Annotated in this window: 7 protein-coding genes; 1 reads left to right on the forward strand and 6 read right to left on the reverse strand. The window is 49.3% G+C overall.

Going from position 1 to position 13,881, the window contains the following annotated elements; genetic code table 11:
• Positions 1-104: 104 nt before the first annotated feature.
• Together BHE18_RS17585 and BHE18_RS17590 are read right to left on the reverse strand one after the other, a co-directional pair.
• Positions 105-653 (reverse strand): serine O-acetyltransferase, encoded by a 549-nt coding sequence (locus tag BHE18_RS17585; protein WP_071619816.1) that lies wholly within the window; start codon positions 651-653, stop codon positions 105-107.
• Between the two features lie 398 nt (positions 654-1,051).
• Entirely contained in the window at positions 1,052-6,631 is a 5,580-nt protein-coding gene (locus BHE18_RS17590) for a pullulanase (protein WP_071619817.1), read from the reverse strand.
• Between the two features lie 387 nt (positions 6,632-7,018).
• Here BHE18_RS17590 and BHE18_RS17595 point away from each other — a divergent pair, with 387 nt between their 5' ends.
• Positions 7,019-7,498 carry a hypothetical protein gene (locus tag BHE18_RS17595; RefSeq protein ID WP_071619818.1) on the forward strand — a complete coding sequence of 160 codons (480 nt, stop codon included), beginning with the start codon at positions 7,019-7,021 and terminating at the stop codon, positions 7,496-7,498.
• Positions 7,499-7,706: 208 nt separating this feature from the next.
• Here BHE18_RS17595 and BHE18_RS17600 read toward each other — a convergent pair whose 3' ends face one another.
• The 4 genes from BHE18_RS17600 to BHE18_RS17615 form a co-directional block, all read right to left on the reverse strand.
• Complete coding sequence (locus BHE18_RS17600) at positions 7,707-10,772, reverse strand: FIMAH domain-containing protein (RefSeq protein ID WP_071619819.1); 3,066 nt, start codon at positions 10,770-10,772, stop codon at positions 7,707-7,709.
• 244 nt (positions 10,773-11,016) lie between these two features.
• A complete protein-coding gene (gene nagA, locus BHE18_RS17605) occupies positions 11,017-12,156 on the reverse strand; it encodes an N-acetylglucosamine-6-phosphate deacetylase (RefSeq protein WP_171910741.1) in 1,140 nt (379 codons plus the stop codon).
• Positions 12,157-12,236: 80 nt separating this feature from the next.
• On the reverse strand, positions 12,237-13,211 hold the full coding sequence (locus BHE18_RS17610) for a Gfo/Idh/MocA family protein (RefSeq protein ID WP_071619821.1): 975 nt from the start codon (positions 13,209-13,211) through the stop codon (positions 12,237-12,239).
• The gene (locus tag BHE18_RS17615) at positions 13,211-13,873 is read right to left on the reverse strand and encodes a hypothetical protein (RefSeq protein WP_071619822.1); all 663 of its coding nucleotides are present in this window, start codon (positions 13,871-13,873) and stop codon (positions 13,211-13,213) included. The genes BHE18_RS17610 and BHE18_RS17615 overlap by 1 nt, the downstream gene beginning before the upstream one ends.
• Positions 13,874-13,881: the final 8 nt, after the last annotated feature.

A 13,881-nucleotide genomic window follows, 5' to 3' on the forward strand; every position in this document is an offset into this window, starting at 1 on the left:
AAGTTGATTTTACCATACAAAATACATTATTTTACATAAAATGTAATAGTAATATAATCCTATTTATGTAAAAAAGAGCCCACCTTTTGATGGACTCGTTAAAATCAGCTGATTCTATTCATACTTCTCAACGAATGGGGAACTGTCACTTCCCCTACTTTCTTAGCGGGAAGACCTGCCACAATCAGGTTTGCAGGTATGTCCTTTGTCACCACCGAATTGGCACCCACTGAAACATTGTCCCCTATCCGCACAGGACCAAGGACGGCAGCGCCGGTAAAGATTGTAACATTATCACCGATAGACGGCTTCAAGATGCCGTTGCGTTCTCTGTCACGCCCCCCGATGGTGACATTCTGAAAAACTTCCAGGTTCGCCCCTGCCTTTACTTTAGGACCAATCACGACCCCAACGGAATGGGCAATCCGAAACCCAGGGCCAATCTCGGCACCATACGAGATTTCAGCTCCATAAAACAAGATCCCCATTGACCGGATCAGCCGGGGCAAAACAGGAATATTCTTTTTATACAGCGCATGAGATACCCGGTAAGAAACCACCAGCCAAAACGTAGAAAAGTTAAATAGACTCACAATCAACCCTTTAAGACTGAAACCGTAAGCATCGTAATCCGACTTAATCAATCCAAACATACAATCACCTCTGCAAATGAGTAATCCAAACCGCTCTCCCAACATTATAAAAACCAAACATTAAAAACCCAATTCACCAAAGTAAGAGTTTTGTAAAGTTTGGGACAAGGGGACAGGTTCACTGTCCCACGTCGGTTTACCCTTCCTATATCCTTTAAACATCTGTTTATCTCCTTGGGGCCCTTGATGACAGGCTTCATTATTGTTAATCAAACGTTTGTTTAAACTTATATAGAAGATTTGCGGCGCTTCATCACTCGGATTATGCTTTGGCAGGCATAAAAACAGGTGCTTCCTGCAATAAAAGCTGGAAACACCTATTTTTATAGTACTGGTTATTTAATTGGAATGAGAACTGCACTAACCTTCAGTGATGAGTGGGACAAGGGACCTGTCCCCTAGTCCCTTTTCTTCTTTCCCTTCTGATCCACTTTAATTACTACTGTAGTCAGCGGATCAATCGTCAAGTTGTCTTTTTTCAGTTTGAACCCTGATCTGTCCTCAACCGGTTTGACGCCAGCTTCGTCGTCATCGACCAGCACTTTTGCACCTCTGAGGTCGTAGTCCCCGATGGACAGTGTGCGTTTTTTTTCGTCGGCGTTGACGAATACGTAGTAGGTGCCCGTCTTATCCGTGGAAACATTTTTGTATGCAAGCATCAAATCCTGCTCCTGAATTTCCGGGATGTCCATCAGTGTGACGTTTTGATCGACAAGTTCTTTTTCACCGAGGCGGAATGCATTTGTCGACTTTCTCAGTTTGATCAAGCCTTCAGTGTATTTCCTCGTTGTTGAGTTCACGGCGAATCCCTTCTTGTTCGTCGCCTTTTCCCAATCAAACTTATTGATGGCATCCGAAGAATCATAGGAATCATGGATGAAGTATCCGAACGGATTGCCGTCCTCATCCTTTAACTCATGATATTTCTGTTCGGGCACCCCTTCACCGAACCACTGCTTCGTGCGGCCGTATTCCTGGCCGGCATGAAGGAAAGCCGTTCCCTGTGACGTCAGGATCATGGAGTTCCCGAGACGGACCCGTTTGTGAATTTCCAGGTTGTTCTCCGGGATGGCCGGATCTTTCTTGATCGACTGCGCTATGACATCATACAGCGGCAGGTTGTCATGCGCCGCGATGTATTGGACCATGTCGCCCGGATCGTCATCGGCCGTGTTGCCCGGCTGCCCTTTGATGTTGTTGAAAATCGTGTTGATATCCCGCGCGCCGCCTGTGATGAAGCGCGGCTCTCCTTCCGAACCGAATCCGGATTTCAATTCGTTCCGGATTTCATCAGAGAATACGCCGACATCATCGGTTTTATCCATCCAGTCCTGATCTGCGCCCATTCCTTTAAGTTCAGGGTCTGCTAGGTGGCCGGCAAACGTTCTCCAGCCTTCCCCGATAAAGAGTGCGTCAGGGTTGACGGATGCAGCTGCGTCATATGCATTCTGCACCGCAGGGTACGTAGCGTCCCCCATCATGTCGAAGCGCATGCCGTCGATCTTGTATTCTTCGAACCAGTATTTCACCGAATCCACCATCAGCTTTTCAGCCATCTTGTGGTTGGTTGCCAGGTTGTTCCCGAAGCCTCCGAGGAAGTTCCCTTTTTCGTCCTGGAACGCGTAGTAATTCGGAACGATGTCGTTCAGTGTGCTTGTCTGCGCCATATGCGTGTACACGACATCCAGCACGACGCCCATTCCGGCGTCATGGATGGCATCAATCAGCTGTTTGAGCTCTTTTACCCGCAGTTCAGGGTCTTTCGGATTTTCCGAGTAAGCCCCGTCCGGTGAAAAATAGCTGTGCGGATCGTAGCCCCAGTTGTATTCGTTGCCGCCGGCTGAATACTCGAGCTCCCTTTCACCCATCTTCGTTTCGTCACCGTAGTACCAGGCCATTACCGGAAGCAGCTGGACGTGGGTGACACCGAGTGATTTGATGTAATCGAGCTTGTCGATGAACGCTTTGTAGGATCCCCATCTTGCGTCAAGGTCCCCTTCGATCGACGGATCGGATGTGAAGTCGCGGACGTGGACTTCATATATTACCGCGTCCTCGCGTTTTTCATAGTCGTCGATATCGGCGTGCGAGAAACCTTTCGGGTTAGTTCCCTTTAAATCAACGATGGCAGCTTTTCCGACCGTATCGCCGTCAGGGCCTGCTTCACCTTTTGTGTTCACCGTGAAAGCGGCCATTGATTTCGCGTAAGGGTCCAGCACTTTTTTCGTTACACCGTCATTTGTGACTTCATATTGATAGTAATAGCCTTTGAGGTCTTTCACTTTTAAATCTTTTGCCTTTATATCAGCTGACCAGACGCCTTCTTCGCCTTTCGTCATATCGACACTGCCAATCTTGGATGAAGCATCTTTTTTATCATAAAAATTTGCCGTTACCTTGCTGGCTTTCGGCGCCCACAATTTTAGCGTGGCATTGCCTTTTTTATAGGCTGCGCCGAGGTCATCCCCGTCATATCCGTACATTTCATCAAGCATCCTCCAGCCGGTCGAGGCTGAGACGGTCCTGCCTGAGTAGGTGATGGATAATGGAAGTTTATCAAGGCTGAAGGAAGCTTTTACTTCAACTGTTTTGTCACCGGTGATCTCAGCACTTTCCACGGCCACTTCAGCACCAGCACTGTCTTTGATGGCCAGTTTTTCCTTCAGGGTTTCTGGTGTCAGCCCTTCTGTCATCGTAAAGCCCAGACGGATCGTGTCTTCTGAAACGACTTCAGCAGATGTGATCCCCGATGCCACTTCCCAATGAGGGGAAACATATACCGTGTCATCGCCTTGCTTTACCCAGAGGCGATTGTATTTATCCAGAAGGTTGAACGATTTATCCCCGCCATCCTTGCCGGCATCTCCTTTGGATTCATCCATGACGATGAAGCCGATCTGCTTCGCATTTTCGTTTAATGGAATATCAACATATGCTCCATACTGATCTCTTCCGGTTAAATCAGCTGCACCCGCTGGCCAGCCATCTGAAGGAGCCGCAACGTCTCCCCAGTTCCACACCCCGAAATTTTCGTAGTTTGCATCATCACGAACGTAGTGAATGCGGACCGTGTTCTCCGGTAAATCAACAGGCTCATAGGTTGAGACTTTATCGGAACCCTGTTCGATCCAGATCTCATTCATGTCTTCAGAAGTAATGGTGAATCCTTTGTCGCCGCCGTCTTTACCACTGTCCCCCTTGGTCACATCCATGACCAGGAAGCCGATGTTCTTCGCTCCTTCAGCAAGAGGTACATCGATATAGGCACCGTAGCTGTCGGTCTTTTCGAACATGGTTGCGCCAGTCGGCCAGTTGGCTGAAGGGTCTCTCACGTCGTTCCACAGCCACGCACCATAGTTTTCATAGTTACCGTCGTCACGCTTGTAGTGGATGCGGATATTGTTATCAGGGACCGGCTCCACTTCAGGCTCGCCGCCATCAGCTGAACCAGCTTCTGCACCCGTGATCGCACCGCCGTCGACTGTCAGCAGTGCGGTACCTCCATCTGCTTTTGCCGGAAGCGTCACGGTCACTTCTTCAGCCCCGGATACAGGATATTCTTTCCCGGAATAATGGTCGGTGATGACCGCATCGGGAGAGTCGACTGAAACCGTTACTTCTTTCGCTTCGTCCCCGACATTCAGTCCTACATACACCGAGTCATCCCCGTACGTCCGCGAGAACATCAGGAACTTGTCGCTGTCCATTCCGCCGATAAAGCTTCTTTCCCCTTTGGCAAAAACTTTTGAATGGTCTCCGCGGAAGTTGAGAATCTTTTTATAGTGCTCAAGGATATCGTTGTTTTCAACTTTATCCCATGCAAGATCATAACGGTTGTCATATTGCGGGTAGTTGTTCGCGCCGCTTTGGCCGAGCTCCTCACCGTAATAGATGACCGGCTGACCCTTAGATGTCGCCTGCAGGGAAGCAGCCAGTTTCAGCTTGCCTTCATCCCCTCCAAGCGAATAAAGGAATCCGTCTTCATCATGGCTTCCGAGGAACTGTCCAAATGTTGCTGTGTTATCAATTTTTTCATTGCGTGCAGCCAATTTATCATTCGCCGCTTTTACGTTTCCGTTCACAAATTCTTTAGCAATGTCTTTGAACCCGAAATCAAGCAGGGAATCCATCATGCCGGACTCTAAGAGGCCCTGATCATTATCAGCACTCGCTCCCCACGCTTCCCCGATCATCTTGTGCTCGGGCATTTTTTCCGTGATCGCGTTCTTGAATGCCATCCACGTCGGTTTGTCGACGTGTTTTACGGTATCCACACGGAAGTAGTCGATCGTGTTGCCATTCTCGGTTGTCGCTTTGTCAATCCAGTCTGTCTGCCAGTCGATGATCTGCTGGCGGACCTCAGGGTTTTCCGTGATGATATCAGGAAGTCCTGCCAGTTCCCCCACCACTTCGTCCTCGCCAACCTCTGAACCCTGTCGGACAATATCACTGAATCGTGCGCGGTCTTCATCGGTAGGATAGCCGGCTGGACGCCCCTCTTCAGGAAGGTCCCCGTCGATGTCTTTAAGCCCGTAACCCGTGTGGTTCAGCACCACATCCACCATGATCTTGATCCCGCGCGCATGGGCTTCGTCGATCAGCGTATGGAATTCTTCCATCGAACCGAAGTGAGGATTCAGCTCGCTGAAATTGTCAGCCCAATAACCGTGGTAGCCAAAGTATGGCTCGCCGCCTTCGCCTTTGCGGACATCATAATTAACATTGTCCACAATCGGACTGATCCAGACGGTGTTCACGCCAAGCTCATCCAGGTAGTCAAGCTTGTCTGTGATCCCTTCAAAGTCGCCGCCCTGATAGGAGCCGCGTTTCGACTTGTCATAGTTCAAGCCGTAAGGATCATCATTCGTTTTGTCCCCGTTAAAAAAGCGGTCCGTCAGCATGAAATAGATGATGGACTCATCCCAGTCGAAGTCATTCCCTCCGACAGCCTGTCGGGTTTTCACTTCAACTTCGGCGGTTCCTTCATACGGGTTTCCGTAGCTGTCGACAACTTTAATCGGAATCTTTTTCGTGCCGGCCGTCACATCGTCATCGACCGCTATCGTCACTTCTTTTAATGAGGGATCGACTGCCACGTCTTTCGATCCGCCGAGCTCTGAAAGATCTGCCTTGATTTTGGATACTGACAGTCCTTCTGTCAATCCTTCAATATCTACATTCAGAACAGCATTTTCGTTGTAATCAATCGCTCCAGGTTCTACAGTCCCGGTTACCGTCAAATCCCCTTTTTGAAAATCAAGATAGGACTTGCCGTCAACCGTATTGTACGGATCGCTCACTTCTGTGGTCTCACCGTTTTTTGTTACCAGGAAAGAGTACGGAGTCTTCCCATTCGGGATATCCTCATAGGAAACCGTGAATCTCTCATTTTCCGGCTCATACGTCATTTCCTTCGTTTCGCCATTAAACTTCAATTCTACTTTATCAATCGTGTCCATGGCATCGTCCGCGAACAACGCTTTGTCACGATAGTAAAAAACCGCATCGCCCCCATCAATCACAGGAGCCGATCCATCGGGAACGATTCGGATCTCCTCGACACCGCTTGTTATGTAAGCCTTCGTAAGCGAGTCGTTTTTATTGACCTTGATAAATCGGTCACCGAATTCTTTTTGGGCAGTCTCCCAGTCTTCTGTACTGCGCAGCACAAATCCAAACTGCTCAGTCTCTGGCCCAACTGCGATATCCGCTGTCGCAACCCCGTTTTCATAAGAGTCAAAGTTTAGTTGATCGTCCTGGACACCGGTGTTCCAGGCCCAGATGTTCCAGCCGTCATACTGCTTGTCACCGCGGATGTACGTGAAGCGTACGGTGCGGTCGGTGCCCGCTGCCGTGTCCACTGCTTCCCCGCCGGCTGATGCCGCCGCTGTCTGTGCAGGTACATATGGCAGCCACAGGCTCAACACCATCAATACTGTCATGAGTATCGAGAAACGCCGCTTTGTTCCTTTCTTCATGGTTATTTTTCCTCCCCTTTGTTATTCATTGTTCTGGTTGTGAAAACGTTTGCGCAAATGTGGAAAAGAGATGAGCATCCTCCTAACCTTTCCCCCAAGGCAGAAGATGTCTCTTAGCCGCTTCATATGCAAACGCTTGCAATTGTCTGTATTTTTAAATTTTACATGATTTTTACAAGGGGAACAATATGACTAAAGGCTCAGAACCAAGGGGGCAGGAACAGTGGTTTTTTAGTCTCCTTCACGTGCCATCTTTTATTAAAAAATCTGTCATCATGCATAAACACGAGCTATTCAGGAGTAATGACCCAGGCTCCTCTCATCATACATTTCAATGGTAAACGGTCTTCTCCGCTATAAGGTAAACCAATTTAAGGAGGATGATGAATGAAAATCAAAGTGATGATTCTTGGAATGATGATGCTGTTATTGTTATCAGGCTGCAGTGACCCCGTGCAAGATGATTTAATGAACTACATCAACGAAGACCTGAAAGACCTTACAGCACTAGAGGAAGAAGCGTTGGCCGAATACGAAAGTGTAACAGGCGATAACTATGAGGACGATTACACAACCTACGTTCATATTAAAGACGTGGTCTTGCCAACCTACAGAGATTTTCTCGACCAGCTTGAAGAAGTGAAGCCTGCCACTTCAGAAGTCCAGGAAATACACGAACTCTACATCGACGCCGTTAACATGCAAAACAATGCCTTCATTAAAATCCTTGCCGCATTAGAGCAGCAGGATTACGAAATGGTAGCGGATGCCAACGAAATGCTGGCCGATGGGAGAGCAGGGATCAGAAAATACACAAATGAACTGGAAAAGCTAGCCGATGAGCATAATGTGGAATTGACGGAGTAGTTGGGACAAGGGGACAGGGACGGTGTCCCACCAAACGATAATAGTCTTTTCCCCTCCCCCGCCACTTTATAAGCCTGGAGAGTCCCTACTTCCCCAGGCTTTATTGTAGAAATATTTCTAAATCTGACAGGTACGTTGTCCCCCTGTCCCTGAACCTGAAAAAGCCTGGAGACTCCAACGTCTCCAGGCTTTTTATGAAACATGCAAACTATTGGGACAACGTACCTGTCCCCGCGTCCCAGCCATCTCTGATGGATTGGACATTACGTTCGAGCAGTGCTTTGATATTCTCTTCGGCATTGCTTCTGTCCAGATGTTTGGAGAAGTCTGCCAAGTGCTTGAGGGCCTGCTCTGTTCTTCCCTTATCATTGTGGTGCTGGGCCTGTTTCAACTTATTAACAAGCTTTTTCGCTGTGGCATGGTCCAGGTCACCGTTTTCTTTCATGGCTTGAATTTGTTCTGCCAGTGTTGCGGTGCTGACATCAACGGTGATGATCAGCGCGTCGGTGGTTACGGTTTGACCATTGTACGTGACCGTCGCCTTTATTTCGGCTGTGCCTGCATTCAATGCAGTCACTTCTCCTTCACCGAGCTCGACTGCTTCAGGATTACTGTTCTCCCACTTGATCTTCGCACCGGCAAGGTCCGTTTCCTGACCGTTTGCCAATGTGACCTTCAGATCCAGTTCCGACGTCTCTCCCTGCATAAGGCTGCTGTCCTCTGCAGTCAGCTCTGCACTTTCCAAAGGAACAGGCAGCTTCATCAAGTCGGCTCCCGCGGCGTAATAAATATTCCCTTCCTTATCAATGTCCATCAGATTGACCGTGTCCCCGATCAGCTGTTTGCTCATCATTGTTTCAGGATCGATGACCGTCAATTTTCGTGCAGCGGTGGTATAAAGCATGCCCTCTTCATCCCATCTCATGAAGAACGGACGCCATTGACTGCCTCGGTGCACACCTGTATAAAACTCTTTTTGCTTGATGATTTCTTTCGAGTCGGGATCCATTGCGAAGATGACGCTGTTCGCTTTCCCTTCCGCATTCACTCCATAGGCTGCGCCCCACAGATTCCCATCCGGGCCAAATGAAAGTTCCCCAATCATTTCTGGAGTCTCGATTCCTTCCACTTCCAAGTCGAATAACTCATAATCCCCTGTAGCTGCATCGTATTCAAACATCCTTGCCCTTTCTTCGGTCGGATCTATGCCCAGTCCGCCTGCCGTGGTGGATCCCCCGTATAACGTTCCGTCCTTATAGGCAAGGCCGATGATGCTCTGATTTTCAATGATATTCCTGATGGTATTCCATTCACCTGTTTTTTCATCATAAATGGTGAGCGCCCCGCCGAGTTTTCCATAATCGGCGATCGTGCCGGTAAATAACTTGTCGTCACCTGATGCAAAGGTGAACGGCCTGCTCTGGTCATCCCCGATATCATGGACCATCTCGGGGTTGTCCCCGCTTTTGCCGTCTTCATATTTAAAAGGAAGCTCAGGGTTATATTTGTAAATCAACGCTCCGCCGTAAATACCCATATACACGTTTCCGTTCATAAAACCGATGCCCTCGATCTGGTGGGGGTTCCGCTCCCTAAGCAGGTACGATTCAGTGGATGTATCAAACACCCCGAACGAACCTTGATATCCACCCATATACACGTTTTCATCCGGGCCGATTTCAAGACTTTGAATGGATAGCCCCTGAAGTTCAACATCAGGATAAATGACATTCGCTTCATTCGTCTCCGGATCATAGGTGGAGTATTCGATCTGGTGGTGAAGGACTGACAGGACCTGCTTTCCTTCTTTATTCGTTGTCCATTCAAATGCTTTCACCGGGGAAGCTGGCAGCGTAACCCTAGGTTCTACCGGCTGTGTTTCATCCGTATCCATATCATAGGTCCACAGCTCGCTGGTCCGCTTGTCCTTGAAATAAATCAGGCTTTCATCATACGGGGAAGGAGGTGAAATCAATCCATCATAGGCAGCTTCATCCTGCCAATTCATTTCATGGACCACTTCTCCTGTTTCCACATCGAGGACCAGCATACTTGTCCCATATGCGACAAACAGCCGGTCTCCGTATTCCCACACATTCGATACCGACGTACTCGTACCCGTGATCGGCAGGTCGATTTCCTCCCGTTCCCCGGTTTCACGGTTCATTTTCATCAAGTAGGCCGTCGTGCCGATCCCTACATATAAGTTTTCACCCGTTACACCCAGTCCCCTTGCATAGTTCTGTTCTTCATGGAAGCGCCCGAGATCCGTGAGGGTGTCAGCCTCAATGTCATATTCGAACACTTTGGCATTCGGATAGGTTGCGCCGTAAATCTTCCCATCCTCCGTTGCATCCAGCTGCCAAATCCAGTTGTCGGAAGGACTCTTCCCGACTTCCTCCAGTTTCTTTTCGTCCACCAGGTATCTGTACAGAATGCCGTTGTATGTGCCGGCAAAATACACATTCCCGTCCGACCCGATGGTCATCCCCCATACGACATCACTGCCAGGCAGTTCATGGGAGAAGATCTTTTCCCCTGTTTCTGCATCATTGGCATAAAAAGTGGCCGGTGACCCGTTTGTGGCATAATAGACTTCACCGTCGCCTATGGCCGCTCCCTGGGTTTTGGCCGCTAATGCAGAGGGGCCGAGGTTGATCGGGTCACCGTATTCAAATGGCAGTTCCAACTGTTCATTCGATTTTTCAAAGACATGAATGTTATCATAGTAACCCTTGGTCACAGTGCTTGTGGTCTGGTAGAGGAATACTTTTACCCCTGCAGCACGTGCAGGAGCATCTGCTTCAACCGCAACTTCCTGCCACTGCCCTTCTTTTAGCCCCTCGAAATATTTTGGCGTATTCCCTAAGCTCTTTCCATCTGCATCATACCAGCGCAGCCAGATCCCGGGATTGCCTGCCACAAGTTCATCTACGTATAGTTGAGCCGTCATTTTATAGGAATTCCCTTCCTTCACATCAATCAGCTGACTGAAAAGACCGAAAGAACCAGAGTTATCAACCCTGAGGCTCCTCTCCCCTTCAAACGCCTTTTCGTCAGACAAGTTCATGCCCGTCTTTTGACCTCCGCTCCAGATCACCCATGATGGAATATCCTTCTCAGAGCCTGGAACCGCTTCAAACCCGCCATTCTCCACCTGCAGCTCCTTCCAACCTGCCTCGGCAGACACAACCGGCTGAAGTGCCGGAACCAGTGAAATCAACAATAATAAAGAAAGCACGAAAGAAACCGTACGCATTACTTTTTTACTCATTCTTTTTCTCCCTTCCACATTTCGTATGATTATGACAGAAACGGCCCTCCTTCCTCGAAAATTGTTTACATTTAATGACTTCTTTCCCCTTCTTCCGTAATCCTCTGAACGGTCATTTCTACTCTCTTAAGAGACACGAAAGGGGTCGTAGTACCCACAAAGGGACAGGTTCATCGTCCCACCGGGGTGGGACGATGAACCTGTCCCCCTGTCCCGCCATAAAAAAAGAGCAAGCACCCTATGCTCACTCATTCTTATAAACGATTTCCCCGCCGGCGATTGTCATTTCCACCGTCAATTCTTCATCGAGCACAACCAGATCGGCATCGTATCCTTCTTTTATACTTCCCTTCACTGCATCTTTCCCTATTGCTTTAAGCGGACTTTTTCCCGCCATGCAGACAGCGTCTTCCAGCGGAATCCCGCAGTGCTCCACGGCATATTTCACACCTTTATCCAGCGTGATGGCACTGCCTGCAAGCGGCCCGTCCTTGAGTCTTAGACTATTCCCTTCTTTGACAAGGTGTTTACCCCGTAATAAATACTCTCCATCCTCGAGGTTGTTATATCCTGTACAATCCGAGATAAGCATCATCTTTTCCCTGCCCTTTACCTTATACAGAAAGCCGATCATATCCCTATGAACGTGGAGTCCGTCCGGGATTATTTCGCACATCAATTCTTCGAATATCAGGGCAGCGGCTGCCGTCCCGGGGTTCCGGTGATGAACGGGACTCATGGCGTTGAAGGTATGCGTGATCTGACGGAGCCCATGCTTGATAGCCAGCCTCACATCCTCAGCCGAAGCGTTCGTGTGTCCTGCCGAAAGCCGGATGCCGTGTGAACATATTTGATGGAGAACCGCGGGGTCCTCAACTTCTTCCGGGGCAATCGTGATGATGGAGATAATGTCGGCATGGGGAAGGATGATACGATGTGCATCCTCTGCCGTGAGGCGCCGGATCAAGGATGACTTCTGGGCCCCGGGGTAGACAGGGCTGATCCAGGGGCCTTCGACATGAACACCGAGAAGACTGGCGTAGGAAGGCTGCCGCTCAAATCTTTCTGCGTGCACCAGAAATTCTTCAAGATCGGACAGGTCTGCCGTTCTTGAAGTTGCGAGGAAGGAAGTCACACCGTAACGCGGCAGCCGTTCAGCAATCTTGTCAAAAGCTGCCGCAGAGTCCATGAAATCATCCCCGCTCACGCCATGAAGATGGATATCCACGAAACCCGGACAGATCACTCCTTTTGTAATATACAGGTTCCTGACGTCGATCGGTTCATCCTCCCCGACATAGAAGATCTTCCCGTTGGAAATCCCGATCGTTTTATTCGCAAAACGCTGCCCGTCAGTGATGATGTCGCCTTTAAGATAGTACAAGTACAATCCTCCTCTTTGGGACGGGGGGACAGGTTCGTTGTCCCACCGGGTGGGACAATGAACCTGTCCCCCTGTCCCTTTTATAGATGAACGGTTGATTTCGTATCGCTTGATTTGTATGCTGCAAGGGCGGCTTCGAGCGCTTTAAGACCGTCGCAGCCTGTTATAGAAGGTTTCCTTTTCTTTTCAACGCAGTCGACAAAGTCTTTTATGAGTCCGTAATCCATGTCATTCCCGTAGAAGACATGTTCCAGCGATTTATCACCGCTTTTATAAAGCCTGAAGTGTTCTTTGAATGCGTCGGCCCTCACTGAACGCTTCGTCCCGATCACCTCGATCGACGCATCACCCCACACCGGATATTCCGAAAACCTCGACCAGCTTGCGTCGTGGGAGGCAATCACCCCATTCTCGAATTCAAGCGTGAGGATGCCCGCATCATCGATTTCGATGTCATGGAAGAAGGAATCGACGATCGCATGGACGGATGTGATTTCCAGTCCTGAATACCAGCGCATGATGTCCACCATATGAACGGTGTGATCCAATACGGCCCCTCCGCCGGATAACTCCTTGTCGATGAACCAGCCGCCGGGTGCCTGACCGCGGTTGGTCGTACGGAATGCCACGATTTCACCAAGCTCCCCTTCATCGATCATGTTCTTCAAATGCATGATCGGGTCGCTGAATCTGACCGGAAACGCGATCTCCAGGATCACACCCTGCTCGTCACAGACGCGAATCATTTCTTCTGCATCTTCTACGTTCGTCGCGATCGGTTTTTCACAAAGGATGTGCTTTTTTGCTTTAGCCGCGTTCACGACCATTTCTTTATGGCGGCTGTTTTCACTGCAGATGATGACCGCGTCCATATCCGCTGCCAGGAAATCAGCCTGATCATGATAATATTTCGTCCCATAGCTTCCGGCTGCTTCTTTCCCGCGCTTTTCATCGTCATCATAGATCCCGGCGATTTCTACATCTGCGAGTTTCATCAGACTGTCTGCATAGCTGAAAGCATGCATATGGGCAAAGCTCATCATTCCGATTTTCATCAAGCGCCTCCTCCTTTCACAAGCGTCTTATAGGTGTCCAGCTTTTCGTAAAATGCCTCATCGGCAATGCGGGACTTCTCCAGAATATCCTCCACACTGTATTGAAGCGGCAGGCGGGTGGATCCGTTAGATTTGACCGGAGTCATTTCCTCACTGTCGAATTCCGCGATCGTTCTGATCCCGCTCCATTCCAGCTCGATCCGTTCGTCCGTCCCGCCGAATGTATACTCCAGATGGGCCATCTTCCCCTCCGCGAAACTCAGCGTAAGGATGACATGCCGGGGAATCTTGCCGCGATTTGCGGCTGTTACATGAATGCGTCCCGCTTCACCCGCAATGCCTGAAAGTACGAAAAGGTCCCCGCAGATGTCAGTATCACCGCCGCTTTCCGGGAGGGTCCTCCTCAGCCTCAGGACTCCTCTGTGGTCCCCGTTCCCCCCTATTACTTCCTTCATCCGCTGAAAAAAAGGATACAACTCCAAATCAAAGTATACCTTCGCATTTTTCCCTTTGTATTCTTCCGCCAGTTCCACCGGTATGAATACATGATCCGCTTCCTCCGCGGCTTTCCCTTTACCTTCACTCATTGAAAGCAGCACTGTCCTGCCGGAGACGGAGCCGCTTTTGATTTTTTCCTTTCTCCCGATTACTGAATTTCTCATGGGAAACC

This window comes from Rossellomorea aquimaris (assembly GCF_001877785.1).
Classification (GTDB): Bacteria; Bacillota; Bacilli; order Bacillales; family Bacillaceae_B; genus Rossellomorea; species Rossellomorea aquimaris_A.